Source organism: Pirellulales bacterium (assembly GCA_033762255.1).
In the GTDB taxonomy this organism is placed as follows: domain Bacteria; phylum Planctomycetota; class Planctomycetia; order Pirellulales; family JALHPA01; genus JANRLT01.
On record JANRLT010000014.1, the window covers coordinates 70,778 to 95,444 of the forward strand.

The window sequence follows — 24,667 nt, forward strand, 5'->3', positions numbered from 1 at the left end:
AGCAACAAAAGTCGGTCCCTTATTTTTGGCCATGGAGGAACCTCCTGGGGGCAAATGTCTAAATTCCTCCAGAATTTCTCCGCCAGACTGGCTAGCTGGAATCGTCTGCATGAAGGATAATACCAATGCCCCCCATGAAAGCAGATCATGCTCCGACAACTGTTGTCGGATGCTCGGCCTTGTATTCTGCCCTGCTTCGCACTCCTTTTTGCCTGCATCGTTATCATGAGCCAAGTGGACTGGGTCCGTTTTTGCCAAGTCATTCGCCAGCATGACCGTTTTTTGCTGACCAGCCATATTCGGCCCGACTGCGACGCCCTCGGCAGCGAACTGGGCATGGCGGGCGTGCTGCGGGCGATGGGCAAGACAGTGAAAATTATCAATGGGCACGCCACCCCCCCCAATTTGCGGTTTATCGATCCTTTACACGAATTGCAGGCGATCGGGGTAGATGTCACGCTCGAGCAAGTCCTGGCGGATGACTTTCAAGTGCTTATCGTCCTGGATACCAGCGCTTGGGCCCAACTTGGCCCCATGGGGGATGTCTTGCGGCAAACCACCGCCAAGAAAATCATTCTGGATCACCACCTGAGCAGTGACGATCTGGGGGCGGAAGAATTCAAAAACACCACCGCCGAAGCGACCGGCCGATTGGTTGTCGAGGCCGCCCATCATTTGGGCGTGGCGTTGACTCCGGAAATGGCCGCTCCGTTGTTCGCGGCGGTGGCCACCGACACGGGGTGGTTTCGGTTTGGCTCGGCTGGCAGCGGAACGTACCGGACGGGGGCGGAATTGATCGACGCGGGGGCCAAACCGTCCGCCATTTATAATGCGTTATACGAACAAGACACGCTCGCACGGGTCAAGCTGGTGGGGCGGATATTAGCCCGGGCCGAGACTCTGCTGGAAGGACGGCTAATCCACACGGCGGCGTTGCTGGAGGACTTTCAAGCGACGGGAGCCCTTCCCCAAGATACCGAGGACGTCATCAACCTGACGTTGCAAGTGGGAGGGACACAGGTGGCGATAATCCTAGTCGAGCAGGCCAGCGGCGGGTTCAAAATCAGCTTTCGCAGCCGCTGCCATGTCGAATGCAACAAACTAGCCGAAAAGTTCAATGGCGGGGGGCACAAAGCCGCGGCCGGGGCGTTTATTAAAGAGCCATTCGCCGTGGCACAAAAAATGGTACTGGAGGCGGCGGTTCAGGCAATTACGAATGACGAATTACAAATTACGAATTAAAGCCCTGCCTTGCCACCGTCCACTGCACACTATCCACTATCCACTATCCACTCCCCCCGCCCATGACTTCTGTTAAGCAAGAGACCCCGCCGCCACCGTCGTCCCCCCAGGCTCCGCGCCGTAGCTTTATGACAGCCGTGTTGGCGGGGACGATTGGGGCAATCGTGGGCCTGGTGCCGCTGGTGAGCGGGCTGATTATGTTTTTTGACCCGTTGCGGCGCAAGGGGGCCGCGGGTAATTTTCAGCGGGTGACCACGCTGGGGGCGCTTTCCAATCGTCCGCAGTTGTTTCCGATCTCGCAGGACCGAGTGGACGCCTGGAATTTTTACCCGGATGAACCGGTGGGAGCCGTCTATATCCGCCGCATCGGGGAGCAGCCACCAAAGATCCAGGTATTGCACGCCACGTGTCCCCACCTGGGCTGCGCGGTGGCGTTTTCGGCCGAGGGGAATAAATTTCAGTGCCCGTGCCACAACAGCGCGTTTGAAATCGACGGGGCGATGATCCAACCGTGCGCCAGTCCGCGAGACTTGGATGAGCTAAACTGGAAGCTGGTTAACGCCAACGGCCAGGAAGAAGTTTGGGTGGAGTTTCAAAACTTTAAGACCGGCATCGCCGAAAAACAGGTCAAAGCATGAGCGGTTTTGTCGTCTGGCTCGATGAACGAACGGGAATCCGAGGATTGATTCATGAGGCATTGTACGAGCGCATCCCCGGCGGCGCGCGATGGCGGTACGTCTGGGGGAGCACGCTGGTCTTTTGCTTTATGACCCAGGTCGTGACCGGCTTGTTTTTATGGATGGCCTATAGCCCCAGCCGCACGACCGCCTGGGAAAGCGTGTATTACATTCAGCATGAATTGGCGGGAGGCTGGTTTTTACGCGGTCTGCACCACTTTACCGCGCAGGCGATGGTAGTCCTGCTGGCGTTGCATCTGTTGCAGGTGGTGATCGATGGAGCGTACCGCGCCCCGCGGGAGGTCAACTTTTGGCTGGGGCTTGTTCTCATGCTGATCACGCTGGCCCTGGCCCTGACCGGCTATTTGCTACCGTGGGATCAAAAAGGGTATTGGGCGACCATTGTCGCGACAAACCTCAGCGGTCTTTCGCCGGGTGTCGGCCCGGAGGTGCAAACCCTAGTCGTTGGCGGTAGCGATTACGGCCAGTTCACGCTGACGCGGTTTTTTGCACTGCACGCGGGTGTATTGCCCGCGCTCTTGGTCGGTTTTTTGGTGCTGCACGTGGCCTTGTTTCGCAAGCATGGCATTCATGCGCCGGACCCCAAACGCGCCCCGGACGGCGTCTTTTGGCCGGATCAGGTGCTGATGGACGCGGTCGCCTGCCTGGCGGTGTTGCTGGTGGTTGTGTTTTTGATCTTGTGGCCGGGAATTAGCGGACGCGTCCCCTGGAGCGACACCGGCCACCTAGGGGCGGAGCTGGGCGCGCCGGCGGATGGTTCGACCACGTATTCCGCCGCCCGCCCAGAATGGTACTTTTTGTTTTTGTTTCAGTTTTTAAAACTCTTTGAGGGGCAGGGGGAGACCGGCGAGTTTTTGGGGGCGATCGTGGTGCCGGGGCTGTTGCTCTTGGTGTTGTTTCTCATGCCGATCCTAGGCCGCTGGCAACTGGGGCACCGCTTTAACGTGTTGTTTCTCGTAATTGTCCTTGCGGGCGCGGGGTGGTTGACCTACTCCGCCATTCATGAGGACACGCTGTCCCGCGGAATCGACCCCGCCCAGTTCGAGCAAATTTCGCGACAGGTCAAAGTTAAAAGCTATAACCCCGGGCACGCCTTTGCCGATGATCCCGACGGGAAACAGTACGCCGCGAACAAAAAGCGCTTTGATGAATACCTGAAATCGCGCGCGTACCTGGACGCCGTCGCCGCCGCCGAGCACGAGGCCCAGCGCGCGGTCGAATTGGCCGGCGGACCGACAAAAATTCCAATTACCGGAGCACTCAGCCTGTTGCGGCGGGACCCCGTCACCCAAGGACCGCGGCTGTTTAGCCAGCACTGCGCGGGTTGTCATGATTACGCCGCGCCGCATACCGCCAGCGCTAACGAAGCAGGTAAGGAGCATTCCAGCGCGCCGCGGATCACGCAGGATCGGCTGCTGCTTCCCGCGTATGACACCTTGGTCAAAAAAGATGCCGCTGGCAAAGACGTATCGTTTGCCCGGGTAAAACGGGATGAGAACGGCGAGGTGGTCTTTCCCCCCACGGGCGCGCCGAACTTGTATGGCTTTGCCACGGAACGCTGGATCGCGCGGCTGCTACAACGAGAGCCAGAAGTTGCCCAGCCGGTCGCGCCCCCTGCGAAAAATCCCCCGGAGATGAATCCCATGGGCAATAATCCGCAGCCAGCCCGCGCCCCCATCGCCCATGCGGACGTGGTGGTGTTGTTGGAGCCGGGGAAAAATGATGATGCCGAGAACGCGCTGAATTACCTTCGCGAGGCGCGGCACGCGAATTACTTTGGCAACACGGCCCACCGCGAAGGGGAAATGACCAGTTATGTGGAAAATGACATGAAGCTGGACGCCCAGCAAATCCAGGCGGTGAGCGCGGCCCTGGCGGCGGAGGCGAACTTTCCCGGTCAAGCAGAAGCGGACAAATCGCCCGACCGCCAAAAGCTGCTTGCCACGGGGCGGGGGATTTTGGTCAGTAAGCAGCACTGCGCGAACTGCCACAATTACCGGTTGCCGGACAAGCGGACGGAGCAAGTCGATTGGTCGAGCAAGGACTACGAGGATGTCCCCGACCTGGAGGGGTACGGCTCGCGCGAGTGGTTGACGGCGTTCATTGCCAATCCCGCCCATCCCCGCTTTTACAATAATAATAACGATCGGATGCCAGCCTTTGCCGAAAAGCCAGCGGGCGATCCGGGTAACAAGCTCACCCCGCGCGAGTTGGAATTGCTGGTCCGCTGGCTCCGCGGCGAGCGGGAATTGGTGAAGTAAAGTAGTCATCACACTCCGTGTGATGAAACAAGAAATAAGTAGATTGGTACTAGCCGCCCAACGGCGTGGCAAATTTGTATGCGTAAGCGGCGCAGTCACTTCTTTAACCAATCCACTCATCCCCTGGTTTGATAGTAAGGGAAATATCTGATTATAAAAGAGTGTCATGGTGCCGCTTTTCCCACCCTACCGCGGCAAATTGGAATTAGTGAAGTAGAGTGAGTGGGTGGTGGTTAGTGGAGAGTTCAATTCTTAATTCATAATTTTTAATTGCCTCACTCCCCGACCGCACCGCGCTTTCCATTGTCGCGGGCCAGCCGGTGGCGATCCAGTCACCCGCTAGGTTTAAACCAGGGATTTCCGTCCGCGCGGGGGGACGCAGAGCGTCGCAACCCGGCCGCGGGGCAAAGACCGCCCGTGGTTGACGGATTACCCGTGCTTGCAACAGCCTCGTTGTCGGCGGCACGGCAAATGCCCCTCGCAATTCGCCATCCACGGTGGCCCCCAGCCGTTCGTTTGACCAACTGAGCAGCTCATCCGCGGCGCTGATCACCACTTGGTAGAGGTACGCCAGCGACGGGGCAGGGGGGTTGGCGGATTCCGCCAAGGAAGTCTCATTTACATGTGGATAGCCCAATGGATTACTGTCGAATCTATCTGGGCTAGCGCCCATAAGCGACACCCCTCCCCGTGCAAAGACCCATTGGCTGACGCGCCCCGGCAACACCGCGTGCGGCAACTCGGTCAGTGGCTGGTCATACCCTAAATGCACGCTGATAATGGCCGTGGCTGGCAAAGTCGCCAACCCCGCTAGCCACGGCAATTGCGCGTGCCACGCTGGTTCGAGCACGCCCGCCACCTTATGCCACGGTACCGCCAGAATGACTCGCCTTGAAATCAGGCTCCCGCCGTCCGCTAATTGCACGCGGAATCCGCCGGGCGCAGCGGTCGTATTGGTTTCATCCGTGTTACTCCCCCGTTCCCCCGTGATCAGTTTGACCGTGGTCCCCAGTTTTACCTCCACGCCCTGTTCCCGCAGCCAAGGGAGCGCCCGCTCGTGTAGAATTTCCGCCAGGGGCCGCCGGGGGATTAGCATTTCGTACCCATCGCGACGGGATAAAAACGCGTCATAAAAAACCTTATGCGCGGCGGCGTAACCCACCTGCTCCAGCGTGTCCGAAAGCGCGCTTTCCACCACGGGCGTCCAAAAAAGTTCGCATAAACGGGGACTATTGCCACAGTCCCGCAAAAACCGGCCAAAAGTCAATTGCGGTGGCATTTTCCCCGGCGGGGACCGCCATAATCGCCAAAACGTCCAGCCGATCCGACATTTTTCGGCCCAGGTTAAGAAGCTTAAATTCCTCATGCCGCCGGCCAGGTGCAACGGCGCGGGAAGGTAAGGATTGGCGGTAAAGCGGCAGACGCGGCCGTCCGGGCCGATAAAATGCAGCGTCCGTTCGCGGATAAATTCATTTTCACAGCCCAGGCGTTGCATCAACCGCCAGAATTCGTCACAGCAACCCAGACTGACATGCTGACAGAGGTCCAGCCACTCGCCGGTTTCGGCATCGATAAAGGCTCCCGCGCGGCCCCCCAGGCTCGACCGGGCCTCGATAAGCGTGATTGGCACTTTTGGCTTGTTAGATTCGTGCTTTGCGCTTTGCGCGGCCTGCTGTGCCAACCGGGCGGCCGCGGCCAGGCCAGCCAATCCTCCGCCAATGATCACGACGGGGAAGGGGGCCCCTCCAAGCTGCTCCTTCGCATCTCTGTTGTCAGCCATGCGGTTGATCCCACAGCCAACAGCGGGCCGCAATCCGCAGCTTGTCCCATCTGCTCAGCCGGACCGGTTCTGTCCGCAAGGTCGCGATTCCTTGCCGTACTTTGGTTAAAATCGCCGCGTAACTGCTGTGCATGGCGGAGTACATCTTGCGCGCGGGTCGATCCAAATGTGTTAACAGCGACCGCGCCTCCGCAAATTCTTGCTCCGCCCGATCACAGCCCAATCGAAGCAAGGCGCGTAACGCTGCGGCTTTTTCCGTGATGTTCCCCTGGAGGTCATAGCCAGCCTGGGTGAAAAATTCCAGCGGCAGATACAGCCGACCAAGCAGCGCGTCCTCGTGCCAGTCGCGCAGGATGTTGGTCAGTTGAAAGGCCCGCCCACAAGCCGCGGCGGAAGGAAGGGCGGCGGGGGCATGCGCCCGCCAGATGCAGAGGCACATCCAACCGACCACCACCGCCACGCCGTGCAGATATTCGCAAAGTTCATCCCAGGTGGCGTATCGCCTGCCCGTCACATCCATCGCGGTGGCCCGCAGCACGGCCAGGAAGTATTCGACGGGAATCTGATAGCATTGCGCGGTATGGGCCAGGGCCCGGTGGACGGGATCGGGGTTTTCCCCGCGCAGCGCGCTTTCCAGCGCATCCCTCGCCCCGGTCAGGTCCGCTAACCGTGGCGGCGTCAGGGGGGATTGTTCGGCCACAAGCCAAGAGAGGGTCGTCCCTCTCTTTGGGCAAAAATCCGGCAACTCTGGCAGGCGGTCCGCGGATTGGGTGGTACTTACCTGCCGATCCACGAGCCCGAGTTTGTCGATGGCGGAAGACGTCGCGCCGCGGGGTGGATCATCAAACATATCGTCCACTTGCCGCAGCCACGCGTACAGCGCGTACATGGCCCGTCGCTGTTCCCGCGGCAACAGCGCAAATGAGTAGATAAAACTGCTCCCCGAACGCCGGGAAATACGCTGGCATACGGCGTAACATTCGTCCAGGGAAAGCCGGGGGGTAACGCGATGCGCGGTCGGAGAAAGCGGGAAATTCATCGGTCCCACTCCACGTCAATTTTTCGCTGAGCGGATTTTTTCCACTCTTCTCGCTCTGCGGCAGAATTAATCGCTTGCAATTCAAGGCTCATAGTATCCAAGCTCGCAAGCAATTCCCGGTCCAATGCCTCATAAGCGGAATCCTGGTTCCATCGGCCCGCATTCAACCAAGCTTGGCAGAGAATTGCCCCTTTGGTCCAGCGCGAGAGCCTGGGTCGCCTAACCAGGACATCGTACTTCTGCCTGGCAATCGCCTCGCAAATCGCCAGCCCCCCGCGCACAATTGCATCGATCACGCGGGCATAGGGGCGGGGAAGCAACCCCACGAGCGGCCAGCCCCCATATAAAAAGGCTTTCGCGCGCGACGTTTCAAAATCGACTAATTCTCGCAAGTTGTAACTGGAGATCGTCGCGGAAAAATCCGCCTCTGTCACGTCGCACATTTTCCACGAATCCCGCGGCAGATATATTCGCCCCCGCTGGTGGTAATCCGACCCAACATCCTGGCAAAAGTTGGCCAGTTGCAAACCTGTGCAAATGTGGTCTGAAAGTTCCTCCCTTTCCGCATACTCTGCGCTTCCCGCATGATAACCAAATAGCCCCAATACCAACCTCCCCACCGGGTCGGCCGAACCACGGCAGTAGCTCTGCAACTGGTTAAAACTATCGTAACGTTTGCGGTTTTGGTCTTGTTGAAAGGCCGTCAGCAAATCCAGAAAGGGCCGCAGGGGAAGTTGGTGTCGGGAAATGACGGTTTGTAGGGCGACTAAGATGGGGTGCCCCGCTTTTTCCCCGGCATGGCAGCGAATCGTCTCCTGCCTCCACCAGTCCAATAACTCCTTGCTTTTACCAAAATTGCCCGTTTCATCCGCCAGATCGTCCGCCCAGCGGCAGTAGGCGTACAAAGCGGCAAACGGTTCCCGGAGCTCCCGGGGCAGCAGCCAGGACAACACGGCGAAGTTTTCATAATGGCGACTGGCAAGCTGGCGACAATAGGTGAACGCCTGCGGCAGTCCGCCGGCAAAGGTTTCTTGCCGCGGCCCATGCCGGGCCAATTCGTCCATAAATTTTGCGCTGTCCGTCACGGCAAGGTGTTCCCTGGGCAGAAGTTACGCCAAAGATTATGATATTTTTTGGGTTCTTTGTCGATGCGGATTGCCTAGTCCTCTGGAATTCGTTTTAGAAGGGATTGATTAACTTATCCATTTGCAGCCCGACACCCCCAACCGATCCGGCCAAACGCCCCCAATCATTTTCGCTGACCAACGGAATTATTGCCATACCCTTATGTGACGGGCTGAAGCCCGCGTTATGATTTATGAAAATCCTGCTTGCCAGCCCCCGCGGCTTTTGCGCTGGTGTCAATATGGCGATCGAAACGCTCGATCTGTCGATCAAGCTGTTTGGCACGCCCATTTATGTCTATCACGAAATCGTGCATAACCGCTATGTGGTGGAGCGTTTTAAAAAGCTAGGCGCGGTGTTTGTCGATCATCTGCACGAGGTCCCCGTCGGCTCGCAATTGCTGTTTTCCGCGCATGGCGTGTCGCCAGAAATTCGCCAAATTGCCCAGGATCGCCAGCTTAAAACAATCGACGCCACTTGCCCCCTGGTGACCAAAGTCCACCTTGAGGCGATTAAGTTTGCCAAGGATGGCTACAAAATCGTGCTTATTGGCCACGAGGGGCATGATGAAGTCATTGGCACGATGGGTGAAGCGCCTGATGTCTTTGTGCTGGTCGAGGATACCGTGGATGTGGATGGGCTTCCCTTTGATCAAACGACCAAGCTGGCGTACCTTACGCAAACCACGCTTTCGGTTGATGATGCCAATCGGATTATTGAACGGCTAAAGCTGCGTTTTCCGCAGATTATTGGCCCACCGAAGGAGGACATCTGCTATGCGACGCAAAACCGGCAAGAGGCGGTCCGGCTGCTGGCGCCGGACTGTCAACTGGTTTTGGTGCTAGGGTCGCAAAATTCTAGCAATAGCCAGCGACTGGCGGAACTGGCCCGGGAGGTGGGTGTCCCCGCGCACCTCATTGATGGGCGGGCGGATATTCGGGACGAGTGGTTTACCGGGGTGGAAACCGTGTTAGTCACCGCCGGGGCGAGCGCGCCGGAATCGGTCGTCAGCGAGACGTTGGATTACCTGCGGGAAAAATTTGCCGCAACGGTGGAAGAGCGGAGCATCCGCGAGGAGGAAGTGTATTTCCCGCTGCCACGGGAATTGCGGGTGTTAACAAAGGTGTGATGGGATGGCTTACGGACGACTCAGGGTAAATTAGTTTTCCTATGCGAGTAGTTTTTGGTTTCCCTTAAACATAGCGGGCCAACGGCATTTGTAATTTTTTTTGCGGGCTTAAGGCCCGACCAATTCCAGCCCGGCGGCAAGTGCAGCGTCGCCCTAGTTTATAAACATTAATTCTGTTTCATCTCACGGAGTGAGATGAGTACACTACTTTCCCTTGGGTCGGGCGGCTTGGTCCAGGCGGAGTTTTTTGCGTAGTTCGGTCTCTAGCTCGGTGATGTGGATTCCCCGGTTGGCCACTTTGCCCGTTTCGTCCACCAGCAGCATGAGCGGCAAATTGAGCACGCCGATTTCGTTGGCCAGGCGGCTATCCAGGCCCCCCTGTTCGTGTAGTTGCACCCAGGGAAGGCGGTTGGCGGTAAGAAATTCCACCGCTGTCTCGGCGTTTTCGTCCAGGTTGACCCCGATTAGCTCAAATCCCTGCTTGCCGTACTTGGCCTGCAGTTCCTTCAATTGCGCCAGATCCACTTTGCACGGTTCGGACCAGGTCGCCCAATAGTGGATGAGGACCACTTTTCCCTTATATTTGGCCAGATCGACCGCCGCACCGTTCCCCAGGGCCTTTCCAGCCAGGTTGAATTGTCGGCCCACACAGTCGAGACGGGTAATGGCCCCCGCGGCTTTTTTGGCGGCGGCAGTCCCGGCAAAATTGGCAACTAACTTTTTGTACCATTCCTTGGCTGGTTCTTCCTGTCCGGCAAACTCCGCCGCGTTCCCCAGTTGCAACAGGGCGTCGGCGGCGTCGGGACTGGTGGGATATTTTTCGGCAAAAGCTGTCAACTTTTCGGTCCAATTGGCTTGGATTTTGGCGTAGTCGGGGTTTGCGCCTTGGAGGGCGGAATTGTACTCGGCCTGCAAAAAGCGGTATTTCACAAAGGCCGCGGTTTCGGCATCGGTGCCCGCCGTTTCCAATTCGTTGGCCAGTTTTTCGAGCCGCGCCAGGCCGGTGCTATAGTTTCCCGCCTGAATCGCGGCACTCAGCACGTCTGCCATTTGGCGGGTCCACATTCCCCGTTCGCGCGGTTCGGCCATCTCGGCCACTTGCGCCAGCAAGTCGGCCCGTCGGTCATTTAGCTGAATTAACTCCGCGGGAGCGGCGGTTTGATTGATTTGCGCGTCAATTTTTTGCACTTCCTCGATCAGCTTGGCCATCGCCTCATTGGGTGCGCTAGCGGCCGCGGCGTCTGTTCCGGTCAAGCCACTCTGGGATCCATGAAAGAACGTCCCCGCCGTGCTTTCGCTGGTGGGGGCTTCGATCAAACGCCACACCGGACCCGCCTGCACCAACGTTCCCACGGGCAATTGACCGCTTTTGCCGGCGGTCTCGATCATGGCGATCGCATGTTCATAGGCCGTCACATCCGCCGTGCTACCGTGTGTTCCGGCGGGAACCATGCCCGGCGTGCCCGCGGCAAAATCCACCCAGGTGCTGTCGGGAGTAATCAGCTTTTGCGATTTGACAAACGCGGCAAACCCCGCCGGAGCAGCAGCCAGTTTGGCCGATAACTCCGCTTGCAGGGTATCGCCCAGACCGAGGGATTTGAGTTCCGCGGTGGTCAAAAGCAGCCGACCATAACGCTGGGCGTCGGCGGTGCGGATGGCCGCGACCAATTCGGCGGTGACTTCCTCCGGGGAAATGCTTTTCCAGGCGTCGATTTGTCCATCCTGGTTTTTATCGACCCCCCAGCGGGTTCCCGCGGTGTTAAGCCAGCGGTGCTGGTCGGCTTTGCCATCAAAGTTTTCATCAATATCGCGGTAAACCTCGATCCCGTCCTTGTAGTAACTCCAGCGATCCACGACGTTGTCATTATTGGTGTCCACAAACTCCCGCAAAATCAGCCCGCGTGGATTGCGCACCACATAGCCGGACTGTACGCCGGTTTTTTCAGATTTGATCGTGCATTGGTCCAGTTCCGCTGCGGCGGGCTGGTCGATCACCACATCCCGCTGATGAATCGGGACCAGCTTTAACGCTTGGGTGGCGGTGGGATTTTGAGCGGCTAAATCATTTGTGGCAATTGCCCCCGCCACCACGACCGCGGAACCAGGAACCAACCAACGCCATGCGCGCGACATAGATCGCATCCTTGCAAAATATGGATATCAGAACCACCCACTGGACATAGCCAGCTAGGGTGAGTATCGGCAATCGAGCGCGCGTATCATCAGCCCCGGCGGGAAAATGTAACGATTGGGGGGCTTTTTCAAGCTGCTAGCGTGCGCAGTAGGTCCCGTCCGCCGGACGGGACTGGTGCAGCGGGAGACGGGAGACGGGAGACGGGACTCCACTACTCCAAACTCCACTACTCCATTCCTCCAACCTCCACCTTGCGCTCCAATCCAAAGTCCCCCCGCAAGTCCCGCCAAATGCTGTGGATGTGGTTGGCCATGTTCCCCTCGGCATCGGGTTGGGTGTTGTTCAGTTCGATGATAAATGTCGGCCCGGAAATGACATAATGGTGTCCCACACCCGGTTTTAACGCCCCTTGCCAGTTAAAACGAACATTTTCCCAGCCGCCGGTTTGGATTCTGGCCAGCCGTTCTTGCGCGACCAAAAAGGGCAAATTATCGGCGTAAACTTTGACCAGGGCCTGCAATTTTTGTTGTTGGGCCTGGTTCAGATCCGCAAATCCCACTCCTTGCGGCTCAAACGGCCCAAATTGGGCTTTTCCCGCGTCGCGGATATCCTTGGGCGCGGTCTCCGCCGTAACCGCGGCCTGTTTCTGTTTATCATCAAGGGAGTTGACCAACTCAAACGCCAGTTTTTCCTCATCGGCTAGTGCCCGCGTCCCCGTGGCTGGTCCACCGACAAAGGTGGTTTTGACCTCGGCGGGATTCGCTCCAAAAAACGTCGGCGTCGTTGCGGTCACGCGGCCATTTTCCACGGTAAAATTCAGCGACAAATGATGCCCTTCGATGCTGATCCCCCAAGTTTTGTCCTTTCCCGGCTCGCCAAAAAGAGTCAAATAATAACGCTCGGGATCGCGAATATTCGCCATCGTTCCTTTTTTAGACTCGATATCGCGCAGGATTTGCTCCAGCAGCATAATCGTGGTCGCCTTTTCGTAGCCTGTCTCGCTGGTCAACACCCGCAGTAAATCCCGCGATGCTTGGCGCTGCTCGGCGGACATCTCCTTGTACTGCAGTCCCTTGCGTTGGGCTTTGGGGATAAAATGCCAATCCACCCGTCGTTCGTCGGTATAGGGCAAGAGGGCCACGGTGCGTTGTTCGGGCGAAAGTAATTTTACAAAGGCCACCGCTGGAGAAACGAGTTCGTCTCCCGGCTTACGCAGGAACGCCCACGCGCTGGCCATGGTGATGGTAAAGGAAATCGCAAATAAACAGATGAGCGTGCGCATGGTAAAAAACGATCCAGCTAAAGGAACAGGCCGAGAGGGGGGATGGGTACCGTGTTCGGGCCGCGACAGGGGTCAGGTCAGTATTTGGGTCGTTACCGCCGAAATTTGCCGCTTTTTGCGGGAAGCAACACGGTTGGGACCCATTGGCGGGAAGGCGGGGGGTAAAATGATTTCAATCACAAGGGAAACCATCTACCGGGCTATAAGATAACCCCGTGGCGGCAAAATCTCCACTCTTTTCCGGGAAAAATTGATTTAGCGAACGAGCGGGGCCGCGGGATACCCGCAGCCGGTCCTGGCACGTGGCTTTCCACAGGAGATCAACATTCGGCGGAGGAGTGAGCGCCGGACCTGGGGGAAAGATCGCCGGGGGAGGCATTTGACAGGCCTAATTTGCAACTTACACTGCGCGAATTTCAATTCGCGGCCCCGTAGTCGGCGGCGCGGCGGCCATTTATCCGCTTTATCACGTTTAACGTGGTTCAACCTGCTCATTTTGCGGCTTTTTCTGGCGGGTAAAGGACTGTCTAGAGTGCCACTTGTGCCGGGGCTGACGATTAAGCCTGGATGATTGTTAAATATTTTTAGGACGGGCATGGATTCCTGGGATGCTTTTGCCCGGGCCAGTCGATCTGTAATCTTGGCCACAGCTAGAAAGACATAGTTCCCTTGTCTGTGGCCATGGAAACGGACTTCCATACGTGAACGGGACAAGGCGTCCCACCCCCAACTTAGGAATTACCGGACGACTCTCCCCCAGCCAGTAGGATGGCGCGATCAACGGAGAGTGAACGGAGTTTCCCATCTCACAGGAGTCACGATGATGAAGTCCGTCCGTAGAATGAGCGCGCTGGTGGTGTTGAGCGGTTTATTGACCGCCCCCGCCTATGCGCAAGATTTGGGCGCCGCGTCTTACCAGACCGGCCGCTATGCCCAACCGAGCCTGTTGCCGGAATATCAACCGGCTCCCGCGGTCATGCAAACCGCTGGGCAGCAACCTTATGGCAGCTACACCGTGGCCGCCCGCCGCGGTACCGAAGGGTTGGAAGCCGCCCCCGCCCCGGTGAATCCCCCCTCGGTGGTTTCCGGCAGTCCTTCCGATGAAACAGTGACCGCCCAACCACTGCCGCCGACTGGCGATTGCGGCGCGGGTTGTAATGGCGGAACGCCGATCTTTAGCGCTCCGGGTTATGGCTGCAGCAGCGCGAACCCCTGGACCGACGCCGTTTCCGGCAATTGCGCGAGCGGCGCTTGCGATGTGTGCCTGCCCACTTGCTGCCCCAACTGGAGCGTGTATGTCGGCGGCGTGGTGATGAGCAGGGATTCGTCAAATAAGAAATGGTTGACGTACGAAACCGGCAACAACGCCAACCAACTGATGTACCCGCCCGATGCCGACTGGGGTGGCGGACCCGAAGTCCGGATCATGAAAGCCATCGGGTGTAACCCCTGTGGCGGCTGCCCGGCCAACTATATCGAAGGCGTTTACTACGGTGTTTATGGGATGGACGGCTATGATAGCCGATATAGCCCCACTAACCAGTTGAGCACGCCTTTGGATGTCGGTTTTGTGAACTATGTGAGCGCCGGGTTTCCCGCCGTGGGCTTTTTTGACAACGCCCGGGAACACCGCGTTTGGCGCGAAGACGAATTCCACAATGTCGAAGTCAACTGGGTGCATTACTTTTGCGGCGGTTCGCCTGGCTGCAACGGCCAACCCTTTTCGATCGCGGGCGTGGCTGGTTTTCGCTTTATCAAATTCCAGGACGAATTGCTGTTCGGATCGGTCTCGAGCGGTAACGAATTCGGCAGCAACGGCGGCGTGAACGAGGCGTACTTTACCAGCGATGTCGATAACAACCTGTATGGGTTTCAAATCGGGGCGCTGATGTCGCATCGGATCGGCTGCAATTGGAATCTGTTTGCCGCACCCAAAATTGGTATCTTTGGAAACCATATCGAATTTTCCACCCACGGTTATCGGGGAGACGGCGCCACCGCGACCTTCTCGACGACTGGCAACGCCTTTAACCTGTCCAACCAAAAAGACGACTTTGCGGTGATGGGCCAATTGGACCTGGGCGTGGATTATTGCATCAATAGCAACTGGAAGATCACCGGTGGCTATCGCGTGTTGGGGATTGCGGGCGTGGCCCTGGCGGATGATCAAATTCCGGCGTATTTGGCGGCGGAAAATGATTGGACGGACATTGAGTCCAATGGCACGCTGATCATGCACGGGGCGTTTGCGGGAGTGACTTATAGCTGGTAAGGAATGGGGCAGTTGGCCGGGATGTGCAGCAGTGAGTGACAGCAAGACGGAGTTTCTGCGAGAGAAAATAGCTGGAACGTGTGTGTGGTGCCGAGGGTGGTGTGCCAGAGACGTCCTGGCACACCGCACGGCGGTAAAAAACAGCAATTAGGCCGGATTTATCCGCCCCGGTTGCGAAACAACGACCCGGTTGCCCCTGGCAGCCGGGTTTTTTGTTTTTACGGTGGTTTGTGATGTTCCAACGGGTGACGCGACGGGAAATGCTTGGGCAAAATTGCAGAAGCGCGGGGCGAATTTTTCTCCAGGATTTTCAGGGGAAAAGACGATAGTAGTTGCTCTGTGGAACAACCCCAGGGAATTTCAAGGGCTGCGAAGGAGGAGGCAACGAGGGGAATCGTGACAAATTATCCACAGAACAACTACGGAAATTGGCCGTAAAAATAGGGTCAAGAGGTTTTAACCCGGTAATCAATCGAGGCCCTTGTGGGTCGGGCTGATACCGATATAATAAATTTCTTGCTGCGGTAGAACCAAATTCTAGCGTGGTCGTAGAAAGAGTTCCGGGTTATTCGAGACCTAAAAAATCAATAATGCCAGCGTCGAGAGTTGGCAAAAATATTTTTTAGACCCCCCTTTACTCGGTAACAAGATTTGAATAGATTTGTACTTCTGTCACTTAACTGACCCCAGTTGAATTGACAGGTGAAAATGGCACGCGGCCAAGTTCATTTGTGGAATGCCGATTTTTTTCTAACATTATGTTAGGCAATCACTTGTGGCCTGCTTGTTGAGTCCGGGTGGTTGTGGGATTGGCATTTTGGCACATGGTTTTGGCCCTGCGTTATTTTTAGCAGGATGAAGGTTGGTTTCGTGAGAAATCGATTTTCAGTAGTTCTTTGACAATTTGATTGTGGAAGATTGGCATCTTCGAAGAAGCACGACTGGTGTGAACCTGTTTTGCCCGTGAGGGTATTTCGGGGGAAACACCGGAAATGTTCTTCCAAAGCACTTAGCTCCAGGGGATGTAACAATACTTTTTGGTATTGCTTATCCGCTGGATTTCGGATGAATCGTTTTTTACGGATTGCCGTCAGCCTGTCGCGCTTGACAGGTGGCAATTCGCGATCAGTCTGAATCAGCCCACTTTATGCTATCGCCTTTAATTCTGGCAACGGAATTTTTGGGGATTTGATAGAGTCTTTGATTCAGGTGGTCAAGTTACTAAGGGCGCATGGGGGATGTCTTGGCGTTAGGAGGCGTTGAAGGGCGTGGAAGACTGCGATAAGCCTAGGGTAGCTGTCAAGCAAGTGATGATCCTAGGGTACCCGAACAGACCGGCAATGAATCCATAGTTGCCGGTAGCGAACGTGGACAACTGAAACATCTCAGTAACCACAGGAAAAGAAAGAAAAATCGATTTCCTCAGTAGTGGCGAGCGAACGGGAAACAGCCCAAACCGCGAGGATTTTCCTCGCGGGGTTGTAGGGCTCTTCACATGAGAGTTACCAATCAATTCGTTAGCGGAACGGTCTGGAAAGGCCGGCCAAAGAGGGTGACAGCCCCGTAGGCGTAAACGAATTGACTCTCGAAGAGTACCTGAGTAGGTCCAGTCACGTGGAACCTGGACTGAATCTGCGGGGACCATCCCGCAAGGCTAAATACTACCTAACGACCGATAGTGAACTCAGTAGGGCGACTGAAAGATGGGAAGAACCCCGGAAGGGGAGGTCAGTGAACCTGAAACCATGTGCCTACAAGCGGTCGGAGCTCGTAAGAGTGACGGCGTGCCTTTTGCATAATGATCCGGCGAGTTGCTGTTAGTGGCATGGTTAAGACCCTCAGGGTCGAAGCCGAAGGGAAACCAAGTCTGAATAGGGCGTTAAGTCACTGGTAGCAGACGCGAAACTGCACGATCTACCCATGAGCAGGCTGAATCTCGGGTTATACCGAGTGGAGGGCCGAACCCGTCTGGGTTGAAAACCGGTGGGATGACTTGTGGGGAGGAGTGAAAGTCTAATCAAGCGCAGAGATAGCTCGTTCTCTCCGAAATATATTGAGGTATAGCCTCGGGCAACTACGCAGTGGGGGTAGAGATACTGAATCGACTTGAGGGCCTTTCCTGGCTACTCTGTTGAACCAAACTCCGAATACCATTGCGACTATCCCGGGAGACAGTCCGCGAGCGATAAGGTTCGTGGTCGAGAGGGAAACAACCCAGATCATCCGCTAAGGTCCCCAAGATGTACTTAGTCACTAAGGAAGTTGAATTGCTGTGACAGCTAGGATGTTGGCTTAGAAGCAGCCACCATTTAAAAAGTGCGTAACAGCTTACTAGTCGAGCAATTCTGCGCCGATAATGAACGGGAGTAAGTACATCACCGAAGCGGTGGGCTCGAAAGAGCGGTAGGAGAGCGTTGTACACCAGATACACGGCGAACCGTAAGGAACGCTACCGGGGTGTACAAGTGATTATGCCGGAATGAGTAACGATAAAACAGGTGAGAATCCTGTTCGCCGAAAGCCTAAGGTTTCCTGGGGAAGGTAATTCCGCCCAGGGTTAGCCGGTACCTTAGTCGAGGCCGAAAGGCGTAGACGATGGATAGCAGGTCAATATTCCTGCGCCATATTCATGAACTGATGGAGGGACGGCGTGTCAACGGTGAGGGGGTGTTTAGTCGCGCCCCTCGCTTGCAGGGACTCCGGCCGTAGGCAAATCCGCGGCCATCAGGGGTTTCTGTGAGACAAACGTTGGATAGTCATCCGCGACACGTCCAAGAAAAGCTCCTAAAGGTTAAAGTGAATATGACCGTACTAAAACTGACACAGGTAGGCGAGACGAGAAGTCTAAGGCGCTCGGGAGAACTCTGGTTAAGGAACTCTGCAAAATGATCCCGTACGTTCGCAATAAGGGATGCCCGCTTAGCGGGTCACAGTAAATCGGGAGCAGCAACTGTTTATCAAAAACACAGGACTCTGCAAACACGCAAGTGGAAGTATAGAGTCTGACGCCTGCCCGGTGTTGGTAGGTTAAGGAAGAGGGTTATCGCAAGAAAAGCCCGCGACCGAAGCCCCAATAAACGGCGGCCGTAACTATGACGGTCCTAAGGTAGCGAAGTTCCTTGTCGGGTAAGTTCCGACCTGCATGAATGGCGTAATGACTGCTCTACTGTCTCAACCAGAGACCCGGTGAAATTGTAGTCGTGGTGAAGATGCCACGTTCCCGCAGTGTGACGGAAAGACCCCATGAACCTTTACTGTAGGCAGGTATTGGTCTCGAATGTGTTCTGTGTAGGATAGGTGGGAGGCTGTGAAGTGGTGGCGCAAGCCATCATGGAGCCAACGTTGAAATACCACCCTGAATATGTTTAAGTTCTAACGCTAACCCGTGAATCCGGGTAGCGGACAGTTCCTGTTGGGCAGTTTGACTGGGGCGGTCTCCTCCGAAAGAGTAACGGAGGAGTTCAAAGGTACCCTCAGCCTGGTCGGCAATCAGGCAACGAGCGTATAGGTAGAAGGGTGCTTGACTGCGAGACTCATAAGTCGAGCAGGGTCGAAAGACGGACTAAGTGATCCGGCGGTTTCTGTATGGAAAGGCCGTCGCTCATCAGATAAAAGGTACTCTGGGGATAACAGGCTTATCGCTTCCGAGCGTCCATAGCGGCGAAGCGGTTTGGCACCTCGATGTCGGCTCATCACATCCTGGGGGTGGAGAAGCTCCCAAGGGTTTGGCTGTTCGCCAATGAAAGTGGTACGTGAGCTGGGTTCAGACCGTCGTGAGACAGGTCGGTCCCTATCTGCTGTGGGCGCACGAAACTTGAGAGGATTCTTCTTTAGTACGAGAGGATTTGGAAGGACGGACCTCTGGTGTCCCAGTTGTCGCGCTAGCGGCACGGCTGGATAGCTATGTCCGGAACGGATAAACGCTGAAAGCATATAAGCGTGAAGCCCGCTCCAAGATTAGGTTTCGTTGGGCTTAGGCCCGAAAGTCCCCTGGAAGACGACCAGGTTGATAGGCTGGATGTGTAAGTGGGGTAACTCACTCAGCTAACCAGTACTAACGGACGAATACTTGACCACTTGTATCAAAAACTCTAACTGATTCAAGGATTGTTTGTGAAAACAGTCCTCCGAATTCAGCTAAGTGCTGACAAGTGACACAATCCCACGTGTTTTTTCGCGTGCGGAATGTGGCCACCAATCTTCCACAATCGTAATTTGCGTGGCCGATCGAGACATCGGTCGGTCACGTCTTTTTCCGGTGATCACATCTGAAAGGTCACACCTGTTCCCATCTCGAACACAGCAGTTAAGCTTTCAGAGCCGATGATAGTTCCAAAAGAGCGAAAGTAGGTCTCGCCGGAAATAATTCAAAATCCCCAACCAGGCACAGCCCGGTTGGGGATTTTTTTTATTTTCCATTCCTTTCTGATATACTAAAAATCGCTGGGTGGTACTGTCGCAATTAATCCATATCAGCTTTTCTTAGCATTACATTAGCGGGTGAAAAATGGCCACCGCGGAAATTCCCTTACCCCTGTCGACACTAGACCCGTTACCCGCAGCCCCCACGGGGAGCGGCATTCCGCCTTCAGGCACGTGGGATTTCGGGGAAATTACGCTCTCCTTGGCACCCTTGTTTTCTTGCAATGAGGAGCAATTCTGCGATCTCGCCGCGCAAAACCCAGAACTCCGCTTGGAGCTTTCACCCACGGGAACTCTAATTATCATGGCACCCTCTTTTAGTCTTACGGGTAGTTACAATGCAGATGCATTAACACAATTAATGGCTTGGGCACGCCAGTTTGGCGGCAAAGTCTTTGATTCCAGTGCCGGATTTAGGCTCCCTCTCGGCGGTGTGCGCGCGCCGGACGCTAGTTGGATCGCACAGGAGCAATGGGACCAGCTCTCCCCCGAAAAGCGCGAAAAATATGCCCATATATGCCCCGATTTTGTTTTGGAATTGCGCAGCCCCACCGACCGGTTGGCCACACTGCAAGCAAAAATGGTCGAATATCTGGCCAACGGTGCCCGCCTGGGCTGGCTAGTCGATCCGGTGGAAAAGAAGGTTCACGTCTATTTTCCGGGCAAGGAACCGGAAATACTGCAAAACCCCGCCACGGTCAGCGGGGATCCGGTGTTGCCGGGATTTGTGCTAGCGTTGGCAACGATTTTTACGGATCAAACCTAAGCCTTATCTTCAGGTGATTGCCCATGTACCCCAAAATTCCCAATCAATTTAACCGGAAAATTTAGTTAAACTTCTATAGTCGCGTTAACCGATACATTGTGCGCCACAGACTCTGTGGATTTTTTACCAATGTGTGGGTGAAACTGATGAATGCGCGCATCTTGGCATTTGGCCTGGTAATCTGCCTGGGATTGAATTGGCTGGGGACCGCCGCGGCTCAATCCAGCACGGGCCTGGGTGGGTGGTTTTCGTCGGGATCAACGGCCAAAACCGGGGAAAATGGGAACATCAGCGACGCGATGCCTCCCCGCCCCAAACCCGCCAACGCGAAAAAGCCCGGCTCGCCTGCCAAGCCTAGCCACATGGTCCCGCCGCAATCCGGGCGGATGGCGACAGAGGCTCCCCGCTTTACCCCCAATGCCGCCACTTCCCAGGGAAAATATGTGGCGGCGGATCAATCCGGCGGGCCGATCAATCCTCACTCGATCGTGCCCGAGGAAGTGCCGACCATCCCGCGTCGCTCGGGAACTCCGACTCCCTATCAGCCAAAAAGCTCAACTCAATTCTCGGGTATGGACGGGTTTGACACTTCCGCCGCGCCCACAGGCGGTGCTTCCCCGCAGCCAGGCATCAGTTCCCAGGTTCAGACCCAGCGTCAATCCGCCAATTGGGGTGGGGCAAATCCTGGCACCACCAGCCCAGGCATGGTCAATCCCGGCCGCAACCCCAAGGCCAATATCCCCCCCCAAGTTGTCAATTCCCAAGTGGGAAGCAGGGCGAAATCCGCGGGGACGACTGTAACCCCGGACGTTCCGCCAGCTTCAGCCAGTGGCAATGGGCTGGGAACATTAAAGGAACGATTAGCCGCCGCGCGGCGCAATTCGCGCAATACGGCGCCCGTGCACGGCGAAAATGTCGCGGCGGACAATATTGTGATCGAATCCAACATGCCTAGCGATGCCATTGATAATAATAACGCCATATCGGGATCACTACCGGAAAATTCGGCCCCCACCCCGTTTGGGACGGCAAATCGGTTTAACCCAAATTCCTCCATCAATCGCCAAGCCATCCCCGCGGAGGTGGAGAATCCCCTGGCCCAACCGGCGCCAGGCACTTCCCCCGTGAGTTCGCGAAACTCCAACATGGCCAGTTCGCGAAAAGTCGATCCCGCGCGTGGAGTTCTCAATCGGCCGTTGCCCACCCCCGCCGCGGGCCATCTTGGCGGCGAAGAACCAGGCGGCACGGACACGGATGAACAACATCTGGATATCTCTAGCGGTAATCAGCCCTCCGCAACCTCCAGCGAGGAGGAATTGACCGGGCGTACCCTCCCGTCCAGCGCCAGAAAAGGGAATTCGCTAGAAAATTTTGCGCCTCGGACAGCCAGTCGAGACAACGCCTTGCCGTCCGTCGAGGCACCCGGCGCGACGCCGGCTCCTTTGTTTATTACCCGGCAATCCCCGCAAATCGCGATCGAAACCACCGGTCCCCGCACGATCACCGTGGGCAAGGAAGCGGTGTATGTGTTGACGATTCGCAATTCCGGCAGCCAGGCGGCCCAGGATGTAACGGTGAAAGTCTCTGTGCCGGAGTTTGCCGAGGTTATCAGCGGCAAGACCACCAGTGGCGTGTATCAAGCGGCTCAACCGGCGGCGGTGTCGGCCACGACGGGGGGGATGGAACCCGCGCAGTGGAATTTACCGCGACTCGAAGCCAACGGTCAAGAGACGCTGACCCTGCGCTTGATCCCGCGCAAGAGCCGGCCGCTGGAAATTGGCGTGCAATGGACGGTATCGCCGGTCACCAGCCAGGCCGTGGTCGAAGTCCAAGAGCCAAAGTTGGCCATGACGCTTACCGGCGCCGAGGATGTCCTCTTTGGCCAAACCAAGATTTACAAGCTGACGCTAAGTAATCCGGGCAGCGGCGACGCCGAAAACGTGATGATTCATTTGTCTCCGTTGACGGATCAAGCGGCGGCAATGACCAAGCATGCCCTGGGTACGATTTCCGCGGGGGACAGCAAAGTGGTGGAAGTCGAAATGACCGCCCGGCAAGCGGGCAAAGTGGCGATCAAGGCGATTGCCACCGCGGATGGCGGTTTGCAGGCCGACGCCATCCAAGAAGTCCTGGTCCGCCGTGCAGAATTGCAAGTGGCCGTCCAAGGGGCCAAGGCCAAATATGCCGGCACCGCCGCCAGTTATGCCATTCACATCACCAATCCCGGGAATGCCCCGGCGGAAAACGTGCAATTGGTCGGGCAGCTTCCCACGGGGGCTAAGCTGCTCTCCGCGACCGGCGGCCAGGCCGATAACGAAACCGGCAAGCTGACCTGGACACTCCCCACCTTGCGCGCGGGCGAAGAGCAAACCTTTGAGGTCAAATGCCTGTTGTCAAATCCCGGGCCAAATAAATTTGTCGCGACTGCCAGCGCGGGTTCGGAAATCAGCGTGAACCATGACTTCACCACGCAGGTCGAGGCCCTGGCTGATCTCAAGCTGGAAGTCATCGAGCCGAAAGGCCCGCTGCCAATTAATGAGGAAGTGGTCTACGAAATTCGCCTCAAAAATCAAGGAAGCAAAAGCGCCGAGCAGATCGTGATTAATGGCTACTTTAGCGAGGGGATCGAACCGACCGGAGCGATCGGCGGCGCGCATGAATTATCTCCGGGGATGGTGCAGTTTCAACCCTTGGCCACGTTGGCTCCGGGGTCGGAGGCCAGCGTGCGGATCAAGGCCCGCGCCACGGCGGCGGGAAATTTGATCTTTCGCGCCGAAGCGGTTTGTGAACTCAATGGGACAAAGCTGGTCCAACAATCCACGCAGTTGTATTACGACGAGCAAGGCCCCGCCGCGGGACCAAAGCCGGTGGCCGGACCCAACGACGACATCAATGCTCCCGCCACGCTTCCCTCGCGCAGCGCGACCGATTCGGCCCGCAAACAACCGGCCCCCGTCGGGACCATAAATTCCGCGCCGCTGCTGGATTCCCCGGCCCCCGCAGCGGGAGCGCCCGCCACGGTTCCCGTGGTCATGCCGCCGTTATCCACCGGGGCCAGCGCCCCATCCCCCACGGGCGTACCCCGTGGCCAGGAAATGACCTGGGGGAGCGCGGTCCCCAGCCCCCGCGCGGCCACCCCCGCCAGCATGTATGTGCCTGTGGATAGTGCCCCCGCGGCGACAACACCTAGGGTGGAATCCCCCTTAGCCGCTCTCCCCCCGGCACCGGCGGAAAAAAACAGCGCGGCCAATGCCCCCGCCCGCTTGCCGGTGAAGTAATGTCGTAGGTCGGAACATGTTCCGCCGTTCTTGGCATTTAGAGGCGCTGATCTGGGTTAGGGCGTCAATCCTTTGAGTCTCGCTCTGGGGGCCAACGGCCACACCTATCCCAGCCTAGGCCAACGGCCTAGGATAGTGAGCAGCCTTGCAATGAAGGGGCTGAAAGCCCGGTTCCTGGATTCCAAGGGCAATAATGAAATTCTATAGCCTTCCCAATTCATGATCGGGTGGCACCGGAACTTGTTCCGGTGTGCAAAGCACAAGAGACACACTGCGTAGATAAAAAACCACACTACCCAGTACGAGCGGCACACGACGCGGCATAAAAGGCACATCGGTTGGGGCGCAATTCCATGAAAGTTTGCTTCTTGCCGCTCCGCGGGCAACAAATAAGTTTCTTGGGTGGCCGATGAATGAGCTGGGGTACCCGCAGCATCGCTTAATTAGGTTCTTATCTGGGGCAATGGAATACTATAGGCTTTCAGATCCGCGATCAGTCGTGGAAGAATTTTATCGAATACCTGCGGATGATTGCTTCGATTGAAAACAATGTACTCGTAGATGCTCTGAAGCTCGCCGACGTATTGCGTATCAATTGAGTCCTCGACAAGGAGCAGTGGCTGTTTGCCGAAGGCGACGGCCACTCCGGTTTCTTGATAAAGCCAAACGCTCGACGCGAAAGTACCGCTTGACAACTCAATTCGTTTCGTGACAAGGCAGATAAAAAACCGTGCGCGTTTGATCTTGGTGAGGATCGATGTCCGAAAGTCCTCAAGACCCTCAGCTCGTCCATCAACCAATTCGAATCCGGCCGGCGTCAGCACGCGGTCACGAATGTAGGAAACCAGCGCGGTATCGTCGGCGTTGAATTGATGCGCGACAAATACTTGGTGTGGTTGCTGCTCTTGATACAAAAGTGATCGGTCGTCGTCAGGAAGTCCACCTGCATCTGCTGCATCGCGTCCTTTTTGCGTCAATTGTTTCCAGAACGGGCCACGGATTGTCGCGCTGCTTTCACCGATGTAATGGCTGTATTGCAGCCAACAGATTGCGGCGTCGATCTCTGCCATCGGATAGCGAGTTAGCAAGTATCGATAGAGGTCGGCATCCGTGAAGGCATCTTTGTGGCGGGAATTTTGTTCGCTCGGCGGATCAGACACGTGCATCGTCGTTGTCAGCGTGAGCGTTCTTCCTCGCGCGAATTGGAGAATATTGAGGCAGATGGATTCGGAGACCATT

General features: G+C 56.5%; 13 protein-coding genes and 2 rRNA genes. 9 read left to right on the plus strand and 6 right to left on the minus strand.

Translation table 11 applies throughout. From position 1 onward, the window contains the following. The first annotated feature begins 225 nt into the window (after positions 1–225). The 3 genes from SFX18_03925 to SFX18_03935 all read left to right on the plus strand — a co-directional run bounded on the left by SFX18_03925 (position 226) and on the right by SFX18_03935 (position 4,201). The gene (locus SFX18_03925; GenBank protein MDX1962275.1) at positions 226–1,242 is read left to right on the plus strand and encodes a DHH family phosphoesterase; all 1,017 of its coding nucleotides are present in this window, start codon (positions 226–228) and stop codon (positions 1,240–1,242) included. Positions 1,243–1,304: 62 nt separating this feature from the next. After that, complete coding sequence (locus tag SFX18_03930; GenBank protein ID MDX1962276.1) at positions 1,305–1,880, plus strand: Rieske 2Fe-2S domain-containing protein; 576 nt, start codon at positions 1,305–1,307, stop codon at positions 1,878–1,880. Further along, positions 1,877–4,201: a cytochrome b N-terminal domain-containing protein gene (locus tag SFX18_03935; protein MDX1962277.1), complete on the plus strand. Its 2,325-nt coding sequence runs from the start codon at positions 1,877–1,879 to the stop codon at positions 4,199–4,201. Before SFX18_03930 ends, SFX18_03935 begins: the two co-directional genes overlap by 4 nt. A 205-nt stretch (positions 4,202–4,406) precedes the next feature. On the opposite strand, the gene hpnE is transcribed toward SFX18_03935, so the two are convergent. The 3 genes from hpnE to hpnC are packed head-to-tail and all read right to left on the minus strand — an operon-like array spanning position 4,407 to position 8,105. After that, positions 4,407–5,981, minus strand: coding sequence for a hydroxysqualene dehydroxylase HpnE (hpnE, locus tag SFX18_03940; protein ID MDX1962278.1), 1,575 nt, complete (start codon positions 5,979–5,981; stop codon positions 4,407–4,409). After that, entirely contained in the window at positions 5,974–7,020 is a 1,047-nt protein-coding gene (locus SFX18_03945) for a phytoene/squalene synthase family protein (protein MDX1962279.1), read from the minus strand. Before SFX18_03945 ends, hpnE begins: the two co-directional genes overlap by 8 nt. Beyond that, on the minus strand, positions 7,017–8,105 hold the full coding sequence (hpnC, locus tag SFX18_03950) for a squalene synthase HpnC (protein ID MDX1962280.1): 1,089 nt from the start codon (positions 8,103–8,105) through the stop codon (positions 7,017–7,019). Before hpnC ends, SFX18_03945 begins: the two co-directional genes overlap by 4 nt. A gap of 233 nt (positions 8,106–8,338) precedes the next feature. Here hpnC and ispH point away from each other — a divergent pair, with 233 nt between their 5' ends. Then, positions 8,339–9,274: a 4-hydroxy-3-methylbut-2-enyl diphosphate reductase gene (ispH, locus tag SFX18_03955; GenBank protein MDX1962281.1), complete on the plus strand. Its 936-nt coding sequence runs from the start codon at positions 8,339–8,341 to the stop codon at positions 9,272–9,274. Positions 9,275–9,478: 204 nt separating this feature from the next. On the opposite strand, the gene SFX18_03960 is transcribed toward ispH, so the two are convergent. Beyond that, positions 9,479–11,407, minus strand: coding sequence for a thioredoxin-like domain-containing protein (locus SFX18_03960; protein MDX1962282.1), 1,929 nt, complete (start codon positions 11,405–11,407; stop codon positions 9,479–9,481). 227 nt (positions 11,408–11,634) lie between these two features. Continuing rightward, positions 11,635–12,690 (minus strand): DUF3500 domain-containing protein, encoded by a 1,056-nt coding sequence (locus SFX18_03965; GenBank protein ID MDX1962283.1) that lies wholly within the window; start codon positions 12,688–12,690, stop codon positions 11,635–11,637. Positions 12,691–13,510: 820 nt separating this feature from the next. Between SFX18_03965 and SFX18_03970 the strand changes: the two genes are divergently transcribed. From SFX18_03970 to SFX18_03990, 5 genes are all read left to right on the plus strand, one after another. Further along, positions 13,511–14,962, plus strand: coding sequence for a BBP7 family outer membrane beta-barrel protein (locus tag SFX18_03970; protein MDX1962284.1), 1,452 nt, complete (start codon positions 13,511–13,513; stop codon positions 14,960–14,962). A 1,211-nt stretch (positions 14,963–16,173) separates the two neighbouring features. Beyond that, positions 16,174–19,039: ribosomal RNA gene (locus SFX18_03975) — 23S ribosomal RNA — on the plus strand. A gap of 177 nt (positions 19,040–19,216) precedes the next feature. Beyond that, positions 19,217–19,324, plus strand: a 5S ribosomal RNA gene (gene rrf / locus SFX18_03980). Positions 19,325–19,469: 145 nt separating this feature from the next. Further along, positions 19,470–20,150: a Uma2 family endonuclease gene (locus SFX18_03985; protein MDX1962285.1), complete on the plus strand. Its 681-nt coding sequence runs from the start codon at positions 19,470–19,472 to the stop codon at positions 20,148–20,150. Between the two features lie 146 nt (positions 20,151–20,296). Next, complete coding sequence (locus SFX18_03990) at positions 20,297–23,428, plus strand: hypothetical protein (GenBank protein MDX1962286.1); 3,132 nt, start codon at positions 20,297–20,299, stop codon at positions 23,426–23,428. Between the two features lie 443 nt (positions 23,429–23,871). Here the strand turns inward: SFX18_03990 and SFX18_03995 are convergent, their stop codons facing one another. After that, the gene (locus SFX18_03995; GenBank protein MDX1962287.1) at positions 23,872–24,666 is read right to left on the minus strand and encodes a hypothetical protein; all 795 of its coding nucleotides are present in this window, start codon (positions 24,664–24,666) and stop codon (positions 23,872–23,874) included. Position 24,667: the final 1 nt, after the last annotated feature.

What these genes read in the sequence shown, in the direction of transcription:
- SFX18_03925 (MDX1962275.1), top strand. Translation starts at nt 226, where the DNA reads ATGAGCCAAGTGGACTGGGTCCGTTTTTGCCAAGTCATTCGCCAGCAT.
- SFX18_03930 (MDX1962276.1), top strand. Translation starts at nt 1,305, where the DNA reads ATGACTTCTGTTAAGCAAGAGACCCCGCCGCCACCGTCGTCCCCCCAG.
- SFX18_03935 (MDX1962277.1), top strand. Translation starts at nt 1,877, where the DNA reads ATGAGCGGTTTTGTCGTCTGGCTCGATGAACGAACGGGAATCCGAGGA.
- hpnE (MDX1962278.1), bottom strand. Translation starts at nt 5,981, where the DNA reads ATGGCTGACAACAGAGATGCGAAGGAGCAGCTTGGAGGGGCCCCCTTC.
- SFX18_03945 (MDX1962279.1), bottom strand. Translation starts at nt 7,020, where the DNA reads ATGAATTTCCCGCTTTCTCCGACCGCGCATCGCGTTACCCCCCGGCTT.
- ispH (MDX1962281.1), top strand. Translation starts at nt 8,339, where the DNA reads ATGAAAATCCTGCTTGCCAGCCCCCGCGGCTTTTGCGCTGGTGTCAAT.
- SFX18_03960 (MDX1962282.1), bottom strand. Translation starts at nt 11,407, where the DNA reads ATGTCGCGCGCATGGCGTTGGTTGGTTCCTGGTTCCGCGGTCGTGGTG.
- SFX18_03965 (MDX1962283.1), bottom strand. Translation starts at nt 12,690, where the DNA reads ATGCGCACGCTCATCTGTTTATTTGCGATTTCCTTTACCATCACCATG.
- SFX18_03970 (MDX1962284.1), top strand. Translation starts at nt 13,511, where the DNA reads ATGATGAAGTCCGTCCGTAGAATGAGCGCGCTGGTGGTGTTGAGCGGT.
- SFX18_03985 (MDX1962285.1), top strand. Translation starts at nt 19,470, where the DNA reads ATGGCCACCGCGGAAATTCCCTTACCCCTGTCGACACTAGACCCGTTA.
- SFX18_03990 (MDX1962286.1), top strand. Translation starts at nt 20,297, where the DNA reads ATGAATGCGCGCATCTTGGCATTTGGCCTGGTAATCTGCCTGGGATTG.
- SFX18_03995 (MDX1962287.1), bottom strand. Translation starts at nt 24,666, where the DNA reads ATGGTCTCCGAATCCATCTGCCTCAATATTCTCCAATTCGCGCGAGGA.